This is a genomic window from Peptacetobacter sp. (assembly GCF_029264495.1).
In the GTDB taxonomy this organism is placed as follows: domain Bacteria; phylum Bacillota; class Clostridia; order Peptostreptococcales; family Peptostreptococcaceae; genus Peptacetobacter.
On sequence record NZ_JARIBH010000070.1, the window covers coordinates 1 to 22,726 of the forward strand.

18 protein-coding genes are annotated in these 22,726 nt (G+C 25.8%); 6 read left to right on the forward strand and 12 right to left on the reverse strand.

Annotated features, from left to right (window positions below; all coding sequences use genetic code 11):
- Positions 1-182: 182 nt before the first annotated feature.
- Positions 183-878, reverse strand: coding sequence for a TVP38/TMEM64 family protein (locus tag Q1J78_RS06600; protein WP_300276046.1), 696 nt, complete (start codon positions 876-878; stop codon positions 183-185).
- Positions 879-1,620: 742 nt separating this feature from the next.
- Between Q1J78_RS06600 and Q1J78_RS06605 the strand changes: the two genes are divergently transcribed.
- Positions 1,621-2,205 (forward strand): zinc dependent phospholipase C family protein, encoded by a 585-nt coding sequence (locus tag Q1J78_RS06605; protein ID WP_300276048.1) that lies wholly within the window; start codon positions 1,621-1,623, stop codon positions 2,203-2,205.
- Positions 2,206-2,358: 153 nt separating this feature from the next.
- On the opposite strand, the gene Q1J78_RS06610 is transcribed toward Q1J78_RS06605, so the two are convergent.
- Together Q1J78_RS06610 and Q1J78_RS06615 are read right to left on the reverse strand one after the other, a co-directional pair.
- Complete coding sequence (locus tag Q1J78_RS06610) at positions 2,359-3,150, reverse strand: Cof-type HAD-IIB family hydrolase (protein ID WP_300276050.1); 792 nt, start codon at positions 3,148-3,150, stop codon at positions 2,359-2,361.
- 41 nt (positions 3,151-3,191) lie between these two features.
- Positions 3,192-4,454: a competence/damage-inducible protein A gene (locus tag Q1J78_RS06615; RefSeq protein ID WP_300276052.1), complete on the reverse strand. Its 1,263-nt coding sequence runs from the start codon at positions 4,452-4,454 to the stop codon at positions 3,192-3,194.
- Positions 4,455-4,732: 278 nt separating this feature from the next.
- Between Q1J78_RS06615 and Q1J78_RS06620 the strand changes: the two genes are divergently transcribed.
- From Q1J78_RS06620 to Q1J78_RS06630, 3 genes are all read left to right on the forward strand, one after another.
- A complete protein-coding gene (locus Q1J78_RS06620) occupies positions 4,733-5,638 on the forward strand; it encodes a D-alanine--D-alanine ligase (protein WP_300276054.1) in 906 nt (301 codons plus the stop codon).
- Positions 5,639-5,844: 206 nt separating this feature from the next.
- Positions 5,845-7,311 (forward strand): aminotransferase-like domain-containing protein, encoded by a 1,467-nt coding sequence (locus tag Q1J78_RS06625; protein WP_300276056.1) that lies wholly within the window; start codon positions 5,845-5,847, stop codon positions 7,309-7,311.
- 58 nt (positions 7,312-7,369) lie between these two features.
- Positions 7,370-9,280 (forward strand): ABC-F family ATP-binding cassette domain-containing protein, encoded by a 1,911-nt coding sequence (locus tag Q1J78_RS06630; RefSeq protein WP_300276058.1) that lies wholly within the window; start codon positions 7,370-7,372, stop codon positions 9,278-9,280.
- A gap of 99 nt (positions 9,281-9,379) precedes the next feature.
- Here the strand turns inward: Q1J78_RS06630 and Q1J78_RS06635 are convergent, their stop codons facing one another.
- The 9 genes from Q1J78_RS06635 to Q1J78_RS06675 form a co-directional block, all read right to left on the reverse strand.
- Positions 9,380-10,846, reverse strand: a complete 1,467-nt coding sequence (locus Q1J78_RS06635) for a glycoside hydrolase family 1 protein (RefSeq protein ID WP_300276060.1) — start codon at positions 10,844-10,846, stop codon at positions 9,380-9,382.
- A gap of 43 nt (positions 10,847-10,889) precedes the next feature.
- Entirely contained in the window at positions 10,890-11,990 is a 1,101-nt protein-coding gene (locus Q1J78_RS06640; protein WP_300276062.1) for a DUF871 domain-containing protein, read from the reverse strand.
- Between the two features lie 104 nt (positions 11,991-12,094).
- Positions 12,095-13,426 (reverse strand): PTS sugar transporter subunit IIC, encoded by a 1,332-nt coding sequence (locus tag Q1J78_RS06645; RefSeq protein ID WP_300276064.1) that lies wholly within the window; start codon positions 13,424-13,426, stop codon positions 12,095-12,097.
- A gap of 28 nt (positions 13,427-13,454) precedes the next feature.
- Entirely contained in the window at positions 13,455-13,751 is a 297-nt protein-coding gene (locus tag Q1J78_RS06650; RefSeq protein WP_300276066.1) for a PTS sugar transporter subunit IIB, read from the reverse strand.
- Between the two features lie 40 nt (positions 13,752-13,791).
- Complete coding sequence (locus Q1J78_RS06655; RefSeq protein WP_300276068.1) at positions 13,792-14,097, reverse strand: PTS lactose/cellobiose transporter subunit IIA; 306 nt, start codon at positions 14,095-14,097, stop codon at positions 13,792-13,794.
- Positions 14,098-14,415: 318 nt separating this feature from the next.
- On the reverse strand, positions 14,416-17,073 hold the full coding sequence (locus tag Q1J78_RS06660) for a PRD domain-containing protein (RefSeq protein ID WP_300276070.1): 2,658 nt from the start codon (positions 17,071-17,073) through the stop codon (positions 14,416-14,418).
- Positions 17,074-17,225: 152 nt separating this feature from the next.
- A complete protein-coding gene (locus Q1J78_RS06665; protein WP_300276072.1) occupies positions 17,226-18,125 on the reverse strand; it encodes a C39 family peptidase in 900 nt (299 codons plus the stop codon).
- A gap of 213 nt (positions 18,126-18,338) precedes the next feature.
- Positions 18,339-20,573, reverse strand: coding sequence for an amino acid adenylation domain-containing protein (locus Q1J78_RS06670; protein ID WP_300276074.1), 2,235 nt, complete (start codon positions 20,571-20,573; stop codon positions 18,339-18,341).
- 30 nt (positions 20,574-20,603) lie between these two features.
- A complete protein-coding gene (locus tag Q1J78_RS06675; protein WP_300276076.1) occupies positions 20,604-21,185 on the reverse strand; it encodes a DUF3867 family protein in 582 nt (193 codons plus the stop codon).
- Between the two features lie 239 nt (positions 21,186-21,424).
- Here Q1J78_RS06675 and Q1J78_RS06680 point away from each other — a divergent pair, with 239 nt between their 5' ends.
- On the forward strand, positions 21,425-22,225 hold the full coding sequence (locus Q1J78_RS06680) for a M55 family metallopeptidase (RefSeq protein ID WP_300276078.1): 801 nt from the start codon (positions 21,425-21,427) through the stop codon (positions 22,223-22,225).
- Between the two features lie 71 nt (positions 22,226-22,296).
- A complete protein-coding gene (locus Q1J78_RS06685) occupies positions 22,297-22,698 on the forward strand; it encodes a YrvL family regulatory protein (protein WP_301118253.1) in 402 nt (133 codons plus the stop codon).
- Positions 22,699-22,726 lie beyond the last annotated feature (28 nt).

The window sequence follows — 22,726 nt, forward strand, 5'->3', positions numbered from 1 at the left end:
CTTATTTAAAAATCTATATTTTAAATTATACAACAAATAAGGATAAGTTTCATTTGATATAACTATTATTTTTAAAATTTATACAAAAATATTCTATTTCATACAATTTCAACAAGTAAAATTATCATATTTGCTGTTTTAAATTATTTATTTTTAATAAATATTTTTAATAAATGTGTAATTTATCTATTTTTATTCTTTTTCTCTCTTTTATTCTCTTTCTTTAGTTCTTTTTTTAATTCTTTCTTTTCTTTTATTTTTTTAGTATTTTCTTCAAATTTTTCCAAACCTGCTTCAATTTCTTCCTCATGCATTTCAAGTTTTTTATTAAATCTTTTACCTATAATCCAAGATATTAAAGTAAGTCCTAAGAACAAAGCTATTTTAATAGGATTGTGTATAAATCCAATTATATCTTCTGAAATATAACTTATAATTACAAACATTACAAATTTTCCAGAAAGCATAGGTGGAATAAAATCAATTAATTTTTTCTTACCACATAGTGCAGATGCTAAAGTTGCCCGGCAACTAGGCATAAATGGACACGCATATGCTAAAAATAGAATAGAAAATCCCTTTTTATCAACCCAATCTATTATTGAATCTACTTTATTATTTTTCAATAACCACTTTAATATTTTTATATTCCTAAATTTTGAAACAATCAAAAATAATCCCGTTGTTCCCAATCCTGATCCTATCCAAGATATTATTAATCCTTTTATCATACCTAATATAGCTGCATTTGCAGAAACTATTGCCACAAGTGGAAGTGCTGGTAAAAAACTTTCTATAAATGCACTAAAAAGACCTGCTGCTATCGATAAAAATATATTATCTTGTGCTATATATAATAAATTTTGAATATATTCCATAATAAAAACTCCTTTAATAAAACAATTTATGTCTTATATATAATATTTGATTATATTTTTATTATACCTTTTTTATCTTTAATAATTCTTAATTTTTCTTATATTATTTCTAATTTATTTTTTAATATTTGGTAAATTTTAATTTATATTTATATTATAAGAAAATATATATTTTATATAGTTTATATAATATTTCTAAAAAATAATATATAAAGTTAACAATAATTCATTTCTGTATAAAATTTTTTGTCATATAATTACTACAATAAAATATATATTTATCTTTTATTATATATTTAATAATCTTATTTACAAATTTCCTAGAAAATTTAAATATAAATCAATATATTTTTTTTAAAATTAAATATAAATGTATCTTTATATTACCGCTAATAATGAATAATATCATATTATAAATTTCATTTTTAAAAATAAATACTTTATTCTGAAAAATATATACAAAAAATCACCCTCTTAAAAACATTAAAATTTCAATATTTTATTTTTTATTATGTTAATTTTTAAATTTTTATTTTTTTTATAAAAATTAAAAATGATTTTTTTCTTTCATATACCTTGTAAAATCTATTCTTTTCTGCTATCCTTTTATTAAAGAGATGCAGTTGCATATCTTATCACAAAATTTATAAATATTTTGTGTGAGTTTAAGATTATATATTCTTCTCTATTTGGGATTTTTAATAATCTAAACAAAAAATTTCTTACGAGGTGCAGAGAAAAAATGCTAATGAACACACACTTTCAGATTGCTAAATCAGTATTAGAAAATATGGATAATAATAAATCAGTGTTAATAAGCGAAAAAAACTTTATATATGGAAATGTAAAACCAGATGCATTTTCTAAATATAAATTAAAAAAACATTATATGGAAGAATCTTTAAATATGATTATAGAAAAGATAAAGTATTTAAGTAGTCTAACTTTAGAATATTTATCAAAAGTATTTTCTACAAGCAGATTAAGTCAAGAATTAGGTGTTATTTGTCACTTCTTATGTGATTTCTTCTGTGTCGCTCACAGTGAAAGATGGGAATTTAAACATAGTATGAATAAACACGTTTTGTATGAAAGAGAACTTGCTGCTAAAGCTAAAGAAACTGATTTAGTAAAAATCAAAGGTGATGGAGATATTCAAGAAGGCAAATTTGAAGCTTTCTTCAATACTCTATATAGCCAATACAAAAGTAATGGAAATTATATAGAAAACGATCTTATGTTTTCTACTTATATATGCAATAGTGTTACTGATTTTGTTTTAGGTAATATTCTATCAAACACTAATGCAACTTTAAAAATAGCATAGATATTGTTATTTATTGGGGAGGTCATGCACAGGCTTCCCATTATTTTTTTATTTATAAATACCTACTAATTGAGCAATAAAAAAGTAGCTAAGTTTTAAAGCTACTTTTTATATCATCAATCTATTATTTATTTTTATAATTTATTATTTATTTTACTTTATATTTAAAGTTATATCTATAGCTTCTGATACACTATCTACTATATATTTTGCAGATTTTTTTACATCTTCTCTACCATTTGACATAGCAAACCCATTTTCAAATCCACTTATCATACTTATATCATTTGGAGAATCTCCTATTGTAGCAACTTCTTTAGGATTTATATTGTCTTTTTTTAAAAGAAATTCTATTGCATCTTTTTTGGATACTCCTTTAGGAACTAAATTTATTGTTGTTTCACTAGAAAAATATATGTCAACTTTATCTTTTAAATTGTCTTTTAACTTTTCTTCAATCATTATTAACTCATCTTCATCATTACATACAACGCCAATATTTCCAATCATATTATCGAAAGAATCTCTTTTATCAAATTCTGGATCTACAATAAAATCCTTAGAATATGTACTAAATGCACTACTCGGTGTAAGAACTACTGTTTCTCCTTTATATTTAAAATAAATTTGTGCATCTGCTTCTTTATTTTTATCAATTTTATGAAACTCATCAATAATTTCTTTAGCTAATTCATCATTTATAGTTCCTTTAAATATCATATCTAAATCACTATTATATATAAACGATCCATTTTCAGCTATAAAGTATCCATTTAAAGAAAAACATTTTTTAATCATATTATACCCTTGCTTAAATATTCTTCCTGTAGCAATATTAAATATTCCTCCATTTTCTTCAAATTTTTTTATAGCTTTTACATCTTCTTCACTTATACCATTTTTATATAATGTTCCATCTAAATCACAAAAAATATATTTTATCATACTTTACTTCCTTTTTAATTACTCAATAATTCTAATTTACTTTATATTTCATCAATAATATTTTTTAAATCTATTAGTATTTGTTTTACTGCTTTTAGTCTAACTTTTCTTCTATCACCAGAAAAATGATTTTCTCTTACTATAGTTTCTCCATTTATTGATATTGCTGTATATACAAGACCTACTGGTTTTTCTTCTGTACCTCCACCTGGTCCTGCAATTCCAGTTGTAGATAGACCTATATTAGCACCTAGTTCTTTTCTTATTCCTTCTGCCATTTCTTTTGCTGTTTGAGGACTAACTGCTCCATACTTATTTAATGTTTCTTCTGATACTCCAAGCCTTTTAACTTTAGCCTCATTAGAATAAGTTACACATCCTTCAAGAAATACATCTGATATTCCTGGATAATTTATTAATGTAGCAGCAACTAAACCTCCTGTACAAGATTCTGCTGTTGCTACTGTTAAATTCTTTTCAACAAGTAATTTTGCTACTGTTTCTTCTATTACAGATTCTCCATCTACTATTTCTTCTCCACCTTCAGCATATATATATTTTCCAACTCTATTTCTTAGTTCTCTTACTTTGTTATCCAACATTATTTTCGCTTCTTCATCATTTTTTGCCTTTGCAGTTATTCTTATAATAACTTCCATTTCTTTTGCATATAATGCCACTGTTGGATTTGTTTGTTCATCGAGTATATCCTCTATTTCCATTTCTAAAGAAGATTCTCCTATACCATTAAATCTTAATACTCTAGATACTAAAATACTATCTGTAAATTGTTTCAAAAATGGTTTTATACTTTCTTTGAACATAGCCTTCATTTCTCTTGGTGGTCCAGGAAGAACTATTATTCTTTTGCCATCTTTTTCAAAAATAGCTCCAGGTGCAGTTCCATTATTATTTTTTATAACTGTTGCTTCTTTAGGAAAATAAGCTTGTTTTTTATTATTTTCAGGAATAGGTTTATTTGGTGCAAACATTCTACATCTTTCTTTTATATATTCCCAAGATTCTTCATGTAGTTCCATTTTTTGATTAAAATACTCTGCTGCAATTTCTTTTGTTAAATCATCTTTTGTAGGACCTAGTCCTCCTGTTGTTATTACGAGGTCACTTCTTTTTAAAGCTTCTTCAAAACATTCTAATAATCTTTTAGGATTATCGCCTACTGTGCTCTGATTAAATACTCCTATCCCTAGTGATGCTAATTCTTTTGATAAATATTGTGCATTTGTATTTACTATATCTCCAAGTAGTAATTCTGTACCTACTGATATTAATTCTGCTTTCAATATACCTCACTCCTTATTTTAATTTTATAAATTAATTTTATCAAAATAAAATTGCTTTTTCAAATAACTAAAAATATTTTTCTTTATGATATTATTACAAATCATAGAAAATATATTATAATATAAAGAACCACTATCTCCCTAAACTAAGGAGTAAGTGGTTCTTTATTCTGTTAATATTTAGAAATATAATATTAAACATGAGATATGAAATTTATTTTTGGATAATTAATAGAATATAAATTTATAATATGAAATATATAAAGGGAGTGAAATAATTGAAAAAGAAAATAGCAGTTATAATGGGTGGAATATCTTCAGAAAGAGAAATCTCTCTTAAATCAGGTTCTGGTGTATTCGAAAGTTTAGATAGAGAAAAATATGAACCAATAAAAGTTGTGATAGATGAAAAAACAGATATAATAACAAAAATACCCGATGATGTAGATTTTGCATTTTTAGCACTTCATGGTAAATTCGGTGAAGATGGATGTGTTCAGTCAGTTTTAGAAACTAGAGATATACCTTATTCAGGATGTGGTCCTTTAAGTAGTGCTATGTGTATGGACAAAAATATATCTAAAAAGATATGTAAATCTTCTGGTATTCCAACTGCTGATTGGATTACAGTTAAATCAATAGACGATATAGATTACAATAGAATAGAAGAAATGGGATATCCAGTTTTTGTTAAACCTAATTCTGGAGGATCTAGTGTTGCTACTTTTATGATAAAAGAAAAATCAAAAATAGAAGACGCTGTTAGACAAGGCCTTGAAGTTGATACGGAAGTAATGATAGAACAATATCTTCCTGGAGAAGAATGTACTTCATTTATTCTTGATGGTGAAGTTTTCCCTACAGTTTCAATCAAATCAGAACAAGAATTCTTTGACTTTGAAGCTAAGTATTCTTCAGACAATGGTGCTGTTGAAGAAGTTGTTTATTTAGAAGAATCTCTTCAAAATAAATTAAATGAGTATTCAAAAATGTGTTGGGATGCTTTTAATTGTAGAGCTTATGTTAGAGTTGATTTTATAATAAGCAATGGAATACCTTATGTACTTGAATTAAATACTCTTCCTGGACTTACAGCAACTAGTTTAATTCCAAGAAGTGCCGCAGCTAGAGGAATTTCTTACTCTCAGCTATTAGATAAATTAATAGATTGCTCTTTAAAATAATATTCTAAATATATTTAAACGTCGATTTAAAATTTAAATCGGCGTTTTTATTTTGTCTAACTTGATGTTTTAAAGTATAATAGTTATATATATTTGTTTAAAATATGTATATTGTTATGAAATAACACATTTAATATTATAATGGCTAAAATATTTATTTTTATTTTAGCTTTATTAGAAAATATTTATTTTTAGAGGGTGATTATTTGATTTTTTCAGATTTTAAGTTAGAAGGAAATCTTCCTATATATATACAAATTAAAAATTATTTAAGTTCTCTAATAAATTTAGGACTTTTGCCAAACAATAGCAAATTGCCATCAACTAGAGAACTTTCTTCTATTTTAAATGTTAGCAGAAATTCTGTAATCGCTGCTTACGATGAATTGAAAGCTGATGGATTTATATATTCCTTAAAAGGTAAGGGTACTTTTATAAATTCCGAAAAATTTATATCTCCTTCTAACTGGAATATAGATTGGGATAAAATTGAAAATAATTTTTCTAAAACAGCAAATGAATTGGATATTGTAAAAAATGAAATTCCATGGAGCTCTGATTTAATATCTTTTAAAAGTATATCTCCTGATGGTGATTTATTTGATATGGAAGAATTTAAAAAATCCTTTATGAACAGAATTTCAATTGAAAGTCATAAACTTTTAAATTATGGCTATGCACAAGGATATAAGCCTCTTATAGATTTTTTAAGTGAATATATGAAAAAAAAGGGTTCTTTTTCAACTTACAAGACATCTCTTATCACAAATGGATTTACTGAAGCTTTTGATATAATTTTATCTACTTTTACTAATCCAGGAGATATAATAATCTGTGAAAATCCAACTCATAATACTTCTATTAAAATTATGAAATCCTATGGAATAGATATAAAAGGTATAGACATAGATAAAAATGGTCTTGATTTTGATATGCTTGAAAGAACATTAAAAATGTACAATAAAAAAATAAAGTTTGCTTATATAACGCCTTCTTATCATAATCCAACTGGAAATGTTATGAACCCTAAAAATAGACTTAGATTTTATAATTTAATGAAAGAATATACAATTCCTATAATTGAAGATGGTTTTAATGAAGAATTATTATATTCTAGTTCTCATATATTTCCATTATCATCATTTGATACATCTGGTAATGGAATTATCTATATTGGTAGTTTTTCCAAAATACTTTTCCCCGGTATGAGAATAGGTTGGATATATGCGAATAAAAAAATAATCAATAAACTCATCAGTGTAAAAAGATGTAGAAATATACATACTTCTTTTTTAGATCAAGGAATACTTTTTGATTATTTAAATAGTGGTAAATTTGAAAAATATATAAAAAAAATCAGAAAAGTTTATGGTGAAAAATTTAATTTTGCTTATCAATGCGTTCAAAAATATATTGATAATGAATATGTTTTAGGAGATGGCGGTCTTCATATATTTATAAAATTAAAAAACATAAATTCAAGAGAATTATTAGATAGATGTTATCAAAAAAAAGTTATTTTTATGCCTGGAGATCTATTCTTTACAGATGATAGCGGATATGATACTCTAAGACTTGGTTTATCTAGACTTTCTCTTGAAAATATAGATAAAGGTATAAAAATAATAGGTGAAACTATTGAAGAAATAAAAAAAGAAAATAAATATTATTAATAAAATTATTATATAATATAAATACAAATTAAAATTTTATTAATTGCAAGGAGATATTATGAATTTAATTACTTTTGAAAATATATGTAAAAGTTACTCAGAAAAAAAACTTATTGAAAATTTATCTTTTGGTATTAATGATGGTGAGAAAATAGGACTTATCGGTATAAACGGTACTGGTAAATCTACTCTTTTAAAAATTGTCGCTGGTGCTGAAGATATTGATAGTGGAAAAATAACAAAAGCTAATCGTGTTAGAATAGAATACTTACCTCAAAGTCCTGATTATGATGAAAATGCAACCGTTCTTGAGCAAGTTTTTAAGGCTGAATCTAAAGAACTCAATCTTCTTGGAAGATATCAAGATTTATTAAAAAAATTAGAAAGAGATTATTCTGATGATACAAATAATGAGCTTATAAAAGTTCAAGAACAGATAGATACTATGAATCTTTGGGACTTAGAGAATGATGCAAAATCTGTCCTTACTAAACTTGGAATAGATAATTTTGATCAAAAAGTATCTGAACTTTCTGGTGGTCAGAAAAAAAGAATTTCTTTGGCATCTGCTCTTATAACACCTTGTGAACTACTTGTATTAGATGAACCTACAAACCATTTAGATAGTGATACTATAGATTGGCTTGAAGAATACTTAAATAATAGAAAAGGTTCTTTATTAATGATTACTCATGATAGATATTTTCTTGATAGAGTTACTAATAGAATATTAGAACTTGATAAGGGAAGATTATTTAGCTATGAAGGTAATTATACTTTATTTCTAGAGAAAAAAATGGAAAGACTTCAATTAGAATCTAGTATGGAAGATAAAAGACAAAATCTTATTAGAAACGAATTGAAATGGGTAAAAAGAGGTGCTAGAGCAAGAACAACTAAACAAAAAGCTAGACTTCAAAGATTCGATGAACTTATAAATAAAGATGTAATAAAAGAAGATGAAAAAATAGATATTTCTGTTGCTTCTAGTAGACTTGGTAAAAAGATAATAGAAATTAAAAATATATCTAAAAGTTTTGATGGAAAAAAAGTAATAGACGATTTAGAGTATACATTAGCTAGAACTGATAGAATTGGTATTGTAGGTAAAAATGGACTCGGAAAATCCACACTTATTAATATTTTGAATGGCAAATTAGAACCTGACACTGGTAGTATAGAAATTGGAGAAACTGTAAAAATGGGATGTTTCTCTCAAGACGATTCTCATATGGACCCTAATATGAAAGCTATTGATTATATAAAAGAGGAAAGCGACTATATAACTACAGCTGATGGTACTAGAATAACAGCATCAATGATGTGTGAGCGTTTTTTATTTAATAGTACACTTCAATATGCACTTATTGAAAAACTATCTGGTGGCGAAAGAAGAAGACTTCATCTATTAAGAGTTCTTATGGGTGCTCCAAATGTACTTCTTCTAGATGAGCCTACAAATGATTTAGATATAGAAACATTAAAAAGACTTGAAGATTATTTAGATGAGTTTGATGGTGTTGTTATAACGGTTTCTCATGATAGGTATTTCCTTGATAGAATATGTAATAAAATCTTTGCATATGAAGGAAATGGTAGAATATTTATATTCACAGGTAATTATAGTGACTATTCTATATTTAGAGAAATTGAAGGAATTGAATTTGAGGATTCTAAACCTGAAAAATCTATAAAACAAAAAAAAGAACCTGTAATTGAAAAAACTAAAGTAGATAAAAAAACAAAATTCTCTTATAAAGAACAAAAAGAATTTGATTCTATAGATTCTGATATTGAACAATTAGAGAAAAAAATTTCCGCTTTAGAAGAAAGTACTGTTATGTATGCTACTGATTTTACAAAATTACAAGAAATTATGAATGAAAAGGCAGAATTGGAAAAAGAATTGGAATATAAATATGAACGTTGGGAATATTTAAATGAATTAGCTGATAGTTTTAATCAGTAGTCTCTTAAAGTATCTACTTTAAGATTAATTTAAATCTTATATAAAAAAGACTATTGCAAATTGCAATAGTCTTTTTTTGAGATTGGTTTAAAATTTTTATTATATTTCTTCTCCATTTGATTCTATACATTTTTTGTACCAATAGAATGAATCTTTTTTATAACGGTTCATTGTTCCAGAACCATCATTATTTCTATCTACATATATATATCCATATCTTTTTTTCATTTCACCAGTTGAAGCACTCACTAAATCTATACATCCCCAAGAAGTATATCCAATTAAATTTACACCATCTTCTAATGCTAACTCCATAGCCTTTACATGTTCTCTTAAGTATTCTATACGATATGGATCATGTATAGTTCCATCTTCTTCTAATTTATCTATAGCACCAAGCCCATTTTCAACAACCATCATTGGTAAATTATTGTATCTTCCATTTAAATCATTTAAAAAGATTCTTAATCCTGTTGGGTCTAATGACCATCCCCATTCACTGTATTTTAGATAAGGATTTTTCGCTCCAGTTGTAAAATTACCTTTTGCTTTTTCTACATTAGGATCTGTACTTGTGCAAGATGTTGAATAGTAAGAGAATGTCATCATATCTACAGTTCCCTCTTTTAAATCTTTTTCATCATTTTCGCCAAATTCTAATTTAACTCCATTTTCTTTCCATATTCTTTCTGCAAAAGCTGGATATTCTCCTCTAACCATTGTGTCTGCTGTATAATAGAATAAATCTTGAGATCTTTTTTGATTTGCAAGAACATCATCAGGTGAACAAGTTCTCGGATAACCAGATACACCTGCAACCATTGCACCTATCATATTTTCTGAATCTATTTCATGCCCTACTTTAACTGCTCTTGCACTTGCAACTAGTAAATTATGTAATTCTTGGTATCTTCTTCTTATTTCTTCTTCACTCATATTTGGTACATAGTTTTTTATTAATATAGTACTATTTATTTCATTTATTGTTAACCAATATTTTACTAGTCCTTTATATTCTTTAAATAATGTTTCTGCATATTTAGTATACAAATCAATTAACTTTCTATTAGTCCATCCACCTAAATTTTGTTCCATATATAATGGCATATCATAGTGGAATATTGTAACTAATGGTTCTATATTATATTTTTTTAATTCTTTAAATACATTTCTATAGAATTCTAATCCTTCTCTATTTGGTTCGTCTTCTATACCATTAGGGAATATTCTTGTCCAAGCTATAGACATACGGAATACTTTGAATCCCATTTCAGCTAATAAAGCTATGTCTTCTTTATATCTATGATAAAAATCTACACCTTCATGATATGGATAATAGCAATCCTCAAAAACTTCATATGTAGCATCAGATGGAACTGGAGCAAACATTGGCGCTTTACATCTTTCGCCATCTTTTGTTACATAAGTTGTATATCTAGGTTCATTTACACTTCCTCCAGTTTGTACATCTGAAAGTGCTATACCTTTTCCATCTACATTCCATCCACCTTCACATTGATTGGCAGCTGTTGCACCACCCCATAAAAAATCTTTAGGAAATCCCATAATTGCTTCCTCCCTTAATACTGATATTTATATAAATTTATACTTAAAATTTAAATTCAAAAGGCTGACCACCTTTTAAGTATTTTATTAACTCTTTATCTATTTCTGATATATGGCCTACTACATTTGTTTTACCATAGTTTTTCATATCTTTTAATGCTATTTGAACTTCTCCAGCATATTGACCATAAAGTTTATTATCAATTAAAACATCTCCTGCTTTAATATCTACTGTATTAAATGGTTCTACATTTTCTCTCATCATTCTACTTTCAAGAGTTCTTATTATATATTCATTTTCATCTCCTCTTTTTGAAAGTTGCATTTTTAAACGTTCTTTCATTTTTTCTGGTAGATTTTCTACTAATGTAGTATCAAAAGTAACTTTTTCATTATTAACGGAAGCCATTTTTGATAATTCATCTTCTGTTGCAAAACAATTCCCTATTATTATATCGTCTACTGTACCCATCATAAGATAGTGCTTTGTTTGATATTCTATTGGCCAATCTCTATGCATCTCAAGAGTTGGAAGTCCTTCTGTAACTTCCCATGGTCCAAAAGCATCTTCTGAATTAGATGATACAAATGACTGTAATCTTAAATTGTGCTTTTTCCAATTAGATGTTCCTTCATTAAAGAAAGATAATGAAACACCTGTATATCTATGTGGATAGTAGTTATGGCATCCAACTAATTTTTCAGGGTCGCCACCTGCTGCTAATACATGTCCTACATGATCACATCTACTAGCTCCATTTAAACATATTTTTATACCATCTTTATTTTTAGTTAAATAAGCTTCTTCTAAATCTGAAAGACCTAAATCTAGACGCATTGAATCTATTTCTAATTCTTTGAAGAACGATAAATCTATAGGACCTCTAAACATACTTACATTTACACCTATTGCATCGAAAAACATAGGGTTTACATCTGCAAATATTTCAAATCCTAGCTCTTTTGCTTTTTTTGTATAAGGTCTATAACTTTCTATTATCTCTTCTTTTGTTCCATTTTGACCTTGAAGAGCTAAAAATAATACATCAAATCCATATTTTGAGGCAGTTTCTATATATTTTAAATTATCTTCCATTGAAGCATATTCTGGATAAATAGAAATTCCTAATCTTTTTTTTGCCATAATTTATATACTCCTTTATATAAATTTAATATTTTAATATTCTAAATTAGGGAATTCTTTAAATATTTAGAACTCCCTAATTTAATATCAATTATTCAATTAACTTAATTGGTAACAATATCTGGATTATTAGATCCTTCCATAGCTAATTCTTCTTGTTTTTCTTTTTCTACACATTGTTTTTCATAAACTTTAAAGAATGGATACCAAATTAATGTTGTTACTGGCAGCATTAATATTGAGAATATACTGTTTCTTATGTCTAAACTTACTAAAAATGGCATAAGAACAATTGGTAAACAAGTCATAAGTAATACTTGAGGTAATCCCATCAATCCAAAATGCCAAGCACCATACATTAATACTAAAACTATAACTGGATTAAGTGCAAATGGTATAAGTAATATAGGGTTGTACATTAGTGGGAAACCAAATACTACTGGCTCACTTATATTGAATAAAGCTGGTACTATTGATGCTTTACTTATAGCTTTTATTTGTTTAGATTTACTCTTTAATCCTAATAATACAAGTCCTAATACATTTCCTGAACCACCAATTATACTTAATGCACCATATAAGAATACTGGATTAAATTCAAGTGGCTGTCCTGCTGCAGCTAATTGAGCATTTGTTGCATATGCTGCAAAGTATACTGGCATTATAGCTGTAAATACAACAGATCCTCCATGTATTCCAAAGAACCATGATATAGCTGAAAGTATTGCTACAACTGCCATACCTGGAACAGACACTAAATAATTAACAGGTATAGATATAACATAAGTTATTAATCCTGATAAAGTAGATGCTCCATTTGTAGCATTAGATATTACTATTGATAAACCATACCAAACTGCTATATTTATAGCTGCAGGTATTATATTATTAAAACTATTTAACACACCTTCTGGTATAACATCTGGCATTTTTATTACCCAGTTGCGTTCAGTGGCAACTTTTGTTATACGTACAGTTGATAATGCAACAAGGATTGCAACGAATATTCCGTTTGCTCCTAATCCTTGTAAGTTAAGTGCATCAAAACTCATTTTCCCCTGTGTTACAGTCTGTATAGGAGCACTTACTAATATAAAACATACTAAAGCAGTAAATCCTGATTGTAATGCTGACAGTTTGAATTTAGATGCATAATTATATGCTAATGAGAAGCACATAAACATACCTAAAAGACCCATTGTTAATTTATATGGCATATATACTGTTTGATATAATGTACTTTCTATTGGAACTTTAAAAACTAAATTCATTACAGCACATATAATCTGTATAACAGCACCAACCATAATAAGTCCCATTGTTGATCCCATTCCCGTTGCTATTGCTGAAAATGCTGGACTTTGAGATAATTTTATACTACCTTCATTAAGTTTAGTCATAAACTTAGAGTTTGCAAATTTTTCTATTTTACTCATCAATTTCCTCCAAATATTTATCTTTTTATTATTTTCCAGTTATATCATGAGCAAGTTTTACAACATTAGCTGCATTTCCCATTGCATAATCCATTGCTGGAACCTGTGCTACTGGTATACTTACAGTTTCTTTTATTTCATTTAATTTATATGCTATCTGAGGACCAGTTAATATACAATCATATTTATGCCATTCAGATTCATAGTTATTCTGTCCAGTTGCTTCTATAACTATATCTTCTCCATTTGCTGCTGCCCATTTTCTTACTTTCCCCATTAAAACACTTGTTGACATTCCTGCACCACATACTAATAATATTTTCATGATAATTTCTCCTTTTCACTATAATTTAAATTTTATTTTCTTAGTTCATTTTTTTTAACATATCTATCATTTCTTTTATAAGATCTTGTGCTAACATACTTGTCATTAAATGATCTTGTGAATGTATTAAAAGAACATTTATTTCTGGATTTTCACCATTTGCTTCAGATACTAATAATTCAGTCTGTGAATTATGTGCTTTTAAAGCATTTTCATCAGCTTCTGCCATTAGTCTATCAGCTTCTTCAAAATTTCCTTTTTTAGCTTCTTGAAGAGCATTGAATGCTTTTGTTCTTGCATCTCCTGAAAAAGCTATTATTGTCATTGCTATTGTTTCAGTGTTCATATTTTTATATCCTCCTGATAAATTACTTTCTTTTTTCTGATTTTTTCTGATTACAGTTTATATTATGCATTTTTATGTATAAACCGTCAAACACTTCATTTTTTAGGAAAACATATTTTTTTATACACTTGTTTTATTTTTTATACACTTATATCTTTCAAAATAGCATAAAGAAGTAAATTTATTGTAATTATTTTATTTTTTATTAATTTTATTCTTTTTAAAGATTATTTATAGTCGAAAATTTTATACACAAAAAAAGATAATTAAATTTTAAAATTTAATTATCTCTCTTATAATGCATATTTGATGACTAAATTATATTTGCTTAATTAAACTTATAATATTTGCAAGCTCATCATCATTAAATAGTATATTGAAATCTATTTCTATTTCTTCTAGTATTTCTTTTAATTGATTATAAATTTGTTTATTTTTACTTAATATCTTTGCTTTGTGTATATTTGCATACATTTTTTCCTTGTTAATCATTCGATTTACTGTACATGCTATATGCATAAATAATCCTATTTCTTGATCTATAGTGAGTCCATTAGATATTTTTTTAATCTTTTTCATAGATTCTAATAAATCTTTTTCTAAAAGTTTCATATCAACGCCTTTAAACTGTTCTCCTAGATAATTTATTATTGTCTTATAATCTATTGCTTCAGATAGTTCAACATTTTCTAGTGCTAAAAGAACATCTAATTTCTCAACTGGAGTTTGGAATAATTTTGATACAGAAATAAATGGTATTCCATATACTTGAGGGTCATATGTGCCTATTATATATAAAATAGTCTGTTTTTTTCTTATTTTTTCAAGTTCTGAAAGTAAATAATCACTATTATTTATAGCAAGTGGTATTATATCTATATTTTTTTCTTTTAAATGTGTTTCTAAATATTTTTTTATCTGTATAGCTCCTCCTTTACCACTCATACACAAAGTTACAATCACTTTGTTATTTTTATTCCTTTCATAACTATCTTTTATCATAGGATAATTTTCATGATAGGAATTTATCATCCCTTCAAATGCTTCTTCTAGAGAAGATGTCATATTTACTCTTCTAGAACAGTCTATTGCCAACAATGTTATAGGTACTTCTAACATCCGTATTTTTATATCAGTTTCTTGACTTATCATCTCTGCCATCGCCTTTATAGACCCCATGTCATATATCATTATAATACCTTTTCCATTATCTATCTCTTGTATAACTTCTTTAAATTCATCATATGCTGTTTTCATATCTTTATCAAAAGATAAATTATAAGCATATGTATTGTTGTTTTTTGTTATTGAATTTACAACATCTGCTATGGACGAAGCTGCTGAGTTTCCATGTATAGCTACTAGAACTACTGGCTTATTTGTATTTCTTTCTGTTGTTATGTTTTCACAAATAAACATAGTTATAAATACTATTTCATCTATTGGTAAACGTACATTAAATTCTTTTTCTATTTCTACACAAAATTTCATACAAAAAGTATATTCTTCTCTATAGTTTTCTATAACTTCCATTATCTGACCATTAGTTAACCTTTGTAGAGAATTATCTCTTTCTAAACTAGCTGATAAATGTAGACATAAACTATAAAATACAGCTTCTGGATAAATTCTATCAAATCTATTTGAAGCTTCTTTTATGAATTTTTCAACTAAATTTATTATTCTTATATCGACAACTTTTGATATATAATCCTTATCTATTTTACTATTTTGTACCTTGTTAGTTAAATTTTTAAAACTACTTAAAATATCCGCATTTATTATAGTTGTTATTCCTTCATTATCTATTCCTCTTTCTTTTAATTCTATTATTTTAGAATCAATCATATCATACATATTTATATTTTTATTATTTTTTATAATTTTAGTATATTCCTCTTTTTCTATATTTTCTTCAGAAAAAGTATATGAATAATTTTTAGGAATTAAATTTTCAATCTCCTCTCTATATTCTTTATAATATAAAAATCCTTTTCTAACATTCGTTGGGAAATCTCTTATATATAAATAAATTACTTCATCACTATTTTCATGTTCTCTGACATATGCATTTGCACAACCAAACTTTATATCATCTCTAAGTTGTTTTATATTTCTATCACATTTATAAAGTAATATGCTTCTAAGCAGTTCTGAATCTATTTTTATTTTTCTCCCCATTCTACTCGCTTCTTTTATAAGGAATTTTTGTACTAAATTAAATCTTTCCACCATAGTTCTTTCCTCTAACTTTGGTAAATTTATTCTTACTGAAAAGTTAGAAGCAAATTCTTCTAATGTTGTTTTTTTATTATCCATATCTGCTGTGCATATAATCATTATTTTATATTTATTGTTTCCGATTCTTTCTAATACTTTAAATAAAAGTTCTCTCTCTTTGGCTGTAAAAATATTTATATGATCTATTAATAGTATTCCACCATTTGCTTTATAAAGAGCACTATTTTCATAATTTTTTATACCAAATAAATCCTCTTGTATTTTACTCTCTTCTCCTTCATAATTTTTACAATTAAATACAACAAAAGGAGAATCTTTATCTATAACATTATTGTTTTTTGCAAATTCATACATTAGTGAAGCGAAATAACTCTTTCCACAACCAGGTTCACCAATTATTATTGTATTTAAATTATTTTCTGGATATAGTAAAGCAGCTTTAGTAAGTTGAACTTGATTTTTTAGACTACTTTTATACCCTATTAATTTTTTAAAACAACTATTTTCTTCTTTTTTACCTTCTAAATTAAATATACTGTATAGTACTGGTCTTCCAGAACTTTTTTCTACTTTTCTCTCTTTTACAAGAGTATTAAGAATTGAACTTATATTGCTTCTTTGCATTTCTAATTCTTCTGCTAACTCTTTTGTTGTAAAGAATTTCCTTTCTTTTCCATAATATTTATTGGAAATTCTTTGCATATGTTCATATACCATATCTTTATTCGATTTCATAATATCTCCTTATTTTCAATAAAAGCTTGTTAATAATATCAACAAGCTTTCTTAGATTATAAATTCTATATACTTTTATATATTTAGATTATACACTATTTATTCTATTAAATATAGATTTATCGGTATTTTGTTACAAATTTTATACACTTTTAATCTTTAGAGTAAGCCCAAGCACTTTTTATTTGCTTATATATATCTTCATATCTCCATAATTTTTCACTTCTATTTATACTATTTGGATCATGTATTATCAGTTTACCATCTTTTATTCCCGAAATAACTATAAAATGACCTTCTTGAGTGAAAAATCCTGGTCCAACACTACATATTATTGGATTTTTATTTTCTAAGGCTTTTACAAACTCTTCTTTTGTATTATCTATTTTCCAACCTTTTATTCCAAATTTTTTTACTCCATCAGACATTAAATTCCAACTAGTTCCAGATACTTCATGAAATCCATTAGAATCGCTATATTTAGCAACTTTTATTGGAGTTATTCCTTTATTACCTGTAAGTCCAGAAGCTACCATAGATACAGCTGTAGGTCCGCATCCATTTATAGCTAATACATTATTACCATATTTAAAATATCCCCATTTTGGATCCCATTGTTGCAATTTAGGAATAACACCATTTCCACATTGTTGGTCAATTTTAATAAATAAATTTGGTATTTTAAATTCAGATTTACTCAATACAAAATCTATAGTTTCATCATTTCTATAAAGTAAATTTAATATATCTTTTGGATATTCTTTATATTTCTTAATTACATCATTATATCTTTCATCTTTTTCTGCTCTATGTTGAAATTCTTTCAAATACTTTATTATATCATTATCATTTATATTTTCTGGTATAGAAACTATTTCTTTATTTACTTTTTCATCTTTATTATTTTCTATATGGATAGAATCTTTATTATTTTTTAATGATTCATTATTAATATAGGTAATAGTTTTTACTGATATAAATATAAGCATTAAAACCGAAGCGATAGTGATAAATAATTTAAATTCTTTTTTTAATTTTCTATTTTTTTTCATATTATTTACCTCCTCTTATACAATTAAAATTATATCTTATTAAAAATTTTTTATATAAACATATTATTTATATATTTATTTTAGTCCTTAGATATATATATGTAAATGAAATATGTTATATCTTTATAGAATCTTTATTTTTTCCTTAAAATACTTTTAGAAGTATTTATCTATAAGTAAAAATCCCTATATCTAATTGATATAGGGATTTTATTAAATAGGTATATTTTTCTTTGGTAATTTTTTTTTGTTTACTTTTCCTATTGGAGTAACAGGTATTTTTTCTATTTGCATAATATAATCTGGAACCATATATGGAGGTAAGGATATTTGTAAATATTCTTTTACCCTTTTAGGATCTACCTCTTCATCAGATACATAAAATGCTTTAAGATATGTTTCTCCTTTTTCATCTACTCTAGCAACACATACTGAGCTTTTAATTTCTGGAATATTATTTATAGTATTTTCTATTTCATATATTTCAACTCTTATTCCTTTGATTTTAACCTGACTATCCATTCTTCCTATACAATCAATATTTCCATCTTTTAACCACTTAGCTAAATCACCTGTTCTGTACATATACTTTGTATATTTATCAAAAGCGAATGGATTTTCTACAAATTTTTCTTTTGTAAGTTCATCTTTATGCATATATCCTCTTGAAATTTGTATTCCTGATAGACAGAGTTCTCCAGGAACTCCTATAGGACATATATTACCATTCATATCAAAAATATATGCATATGTATTGTATATAGGTTTACCTATTGGAATTTTATCGTATTCTTTATCTACATAAAAAGATGTAGCTATAACAGTAAATTCTGCTGGACCATATTCATTGTATATTTTATAGTTTCTCTTTTTATATCCTTTTAATTTATCTCCACCTGATTGAAGTACCCTTAAATACTTATTATCACAATTTTTTATAAATCTTTTTGCAAATATTGTCGGTACTGCAAGTATTGTTATTTTCTTCTTTTCACAATACTCATTTACTGTATATTCATTTTCTCTTGCTGATTGTGGAATTATATCAACAGATGCACCACATAATAAATATGGTAGTATTTGTTTTATTGCAGCATCAAAACTAAAGCTTAAATATACTCCACAAATGTCTTTCTCATTTGCATTTATATAATCTATAGCATACATACACATATTCATAAGACTTCTATGTTCTATTGATATACACTTAGGTCTTCCCGTTGAACCTGATGTAGATATCCTATATGCACAGTTATCCGGATATACATCTTCTGTTATTGGCAAATCAGTATTAAATATTGATTCATTTTCTATAAACAATAATTTTTTATCCATATTTGGAATTTTTTTAACTAATTTTTTTGAAGTCAAAATCAATTTAGCATCGCTATCTTCTAATAAATATGTCATTCTCAATGTAGGATTACTTATATCTATAGGAAAAACAGATGCTCCAGATTTCATTATTCCTATAACAGCTATTATAACTCCTATATTTCTAGGTAAAATAGATGCTACTGTGTCTTCTCTTTTTATTCCTATACTATTTAAATAACCTGCTAATCTCTCTGTAATAATATCTAATTCCTTATATGTCATAGAAACTTTATCATCTTTAATAGCTATATTATTTGGTGTTTTTTTTACTTGCTCATAAAATCCATCCATAAAAGTCATATCTGGAGGTCTTTTTTGGCAACTCATATTAAATTTTTCAAAAATCTTAAGTTCTTCCTCTTCTGGTACAAATCTAATTTTATTCATCTCTATATACTCATTTTCTACAATTTGAGAAATCACTTTTTCAAACATTGATAAAACTCTTTTTGCTGTATCTTTACTGTATTTGTAAGGCATATACTTTGTTCTTATAACTAATGTTCCCTCTCCAGCTACCATATCTACAGCAAATTCATATTTTTTCAATCTCATTAGATCATCTATCATATCTTTTGCATACATATCTACATTTCCACTTACAAAAATTGTATTTATAAGTTTATTATCTAACGGACTATTTTTTTCTATTTCTGAGAGCATATAAGTTAAAAATTCTTTTGAACTATTTTTTTGTAATATAAATTTTTTGAGTGCATCTATAAAAATCTCTTTTTCTTCAGTTTCTATCCTTACAGGAATTATATTCATTGTACTACCAAACATTACATCTCTTTCAAAAGTATATTCTTGTAAAATAAGACCATAAATAAACTCTATTATATCTGTTATATTTATTTTATATTTTTCAGAAAGTTTTTTAAGTTTCATATAATCTTTTTCATTTACAATTATTTTCTCTTTTGATATAATACCATTTTCTTCTTTATTAAAATAATCTAATGGTATTTTTGCCATATTATTATATCCTTCTAGCAAACTTGTCCAATGTCTAGCAGCTTTTTTTAATCTTTCTGAGTTTATAGACATTCTTCCTTCATTAATTTCCATTTTAAATTCCCCCTTATAAAATTATAAAGGTTATTTGTAGTCATATTTCTTAGTTGTCTCGCAAATCACTACCCTTATAGTTCCATTAAACATATTTCTATAAGCCCGTAAAAATTCATTAAGCTCTTTATCATTCAAATCTATTTTTTTATCGCTACAAAGCATAACTTTATTTTCATCTATAATAACTTCTATATCATTTGTATCATTTTTTATATATGAAGTTATACTATTTTTTATATTTATTTTTTGGCTGTATTTCTCATAAAATCCTGATGCACTTGTATACCGATTTACACTTTCTTGTGATGGATTAGATGAGCTTATTCCAGCTATTTTTTCTGGATCTAAGCCAAATTTTTTAAGCTGATCTTCCATTTCTTTTGTATCTATACCATATCTTTCCATAAATTTTTGTTGGATTTTATAAAATTTTTCTTGAGATATATTATTATTATTCATATACTCCATCATTTTTCTAGAAAAACCTGCCATACTAAGTTTTCCACTAGATACATCAGTATAAAGACTATACATATAGTTTTCAAATTTATCTACATCTGATTCTTTTACTTTATTTTTTAATTCATTAAAATCTATTATTTCAGACATTTTATACCTCCTAAAAACTTACTTCTTTTGTCAATATAGTTGTATTTTATAAAACTTTTGATTTTATATTAGAAATTATATCATATCTATTTGAAATTTAGCTTAATTTTTATGAAATTTAAATATTTATCTATTTAATTTAATACTTTTTTTAATTATTATTTATAAAATTGTATAAAAGTTAAATAGAATAAGGTAATATTATATGTACATAATATTATTTGACTTAGGAGGAAAGTATGAAACTTTATATAAGTGCTGATATAGAAGGAGTTTGTGGAATTGTCGATTGGAATGAAACTTTTACAAATAATCCTGAATGGGAAAATTTTAGAATTCAAATGTCAAAAGAAGTCGCATCTGTTTGTACAGCTGCATATGAATCTGGTTTTGATGAAATTATAATTAAAGATGCTCATGAAGACGGCAGAAATATTATTTATGATATGCTACCAAAACTTTCGGGTATAAAACTTATAAGAGGTTGGACAGAAGACCCTCTTTGTATGATGTCTTGTCTAGATTCATCATTTGATGCTGTTGCTTTTGTTGGATACCATTCTGGAGCATTTTCTGATAAAAATCCATTATCACATACAATGTATTTAAAATTTGATTACATAAAAATAAACGGAGAATTTGTTTCTGAATTTATTATAAATGCATTTACAAGTGCATATTTTGATGTTCCTGTTGTATTTTTAAGTGGGGATAAAGCCTTATGTGAATCGGCAAAAAATTTAAATAAAAATATTTCAACAGTTTCTGTACTAGAAGGCAATGGTGGTGCATCTATTTCTATGCACCCTGAAATAGCATTAGATTTAATAAAAAATAATGCTAAAAATATATTATCTAGTAATTTTGAAAATTGTAAAATTGCTCTTCCTGATAAATTTGAAATTGAAATAAGATTCAGAGAACATAAAGATGCACATAAAGCTTCTTTTTATCCAAATATGTTGAAAAAAGATACAAAAACTGTTATCTTCAATACAGATAATTATTTTGAATTTTTAAGAATGATGATGTTTATTTAAATTTATATTATCAAAATATTTTGGTGGAGGTGAGTTCAATTTCTAAAAAAGATAAAAATTCTATTATAAATATGATTATAACTTTTTCTTTAGTTATAATAGTTTCATTTGCTTTTATTTATTTTATTATGACTTTTATAGGTGTTGGACTTCTAACTCTTATTGGTTTTGAGTATAACTCTATAGAATCAGTTTTTTTATTTTTCCTTATATTTGTTTGTTTAAATATTCCTTTAGATTTTGTAAGTACACCTATTTTAGATTTTATACACTACAAAGGTTTTGTGCCAGAATCTCTTTATAAATTCTTAGAATTTTTTATCGAATTTATTTTAGTTTTAATAATACTTTTATTTGTAGATACTATCATGAAATCTATTTATATACCTTTTAAGACAAAAGTGTTATTCTCTATTCTATTGTATTTATTTACATCATCTATAGATTTTTTATTTTTAAAAGATAAAGATTAGTATAAAAAATCTCCAGCAATTCAACTGG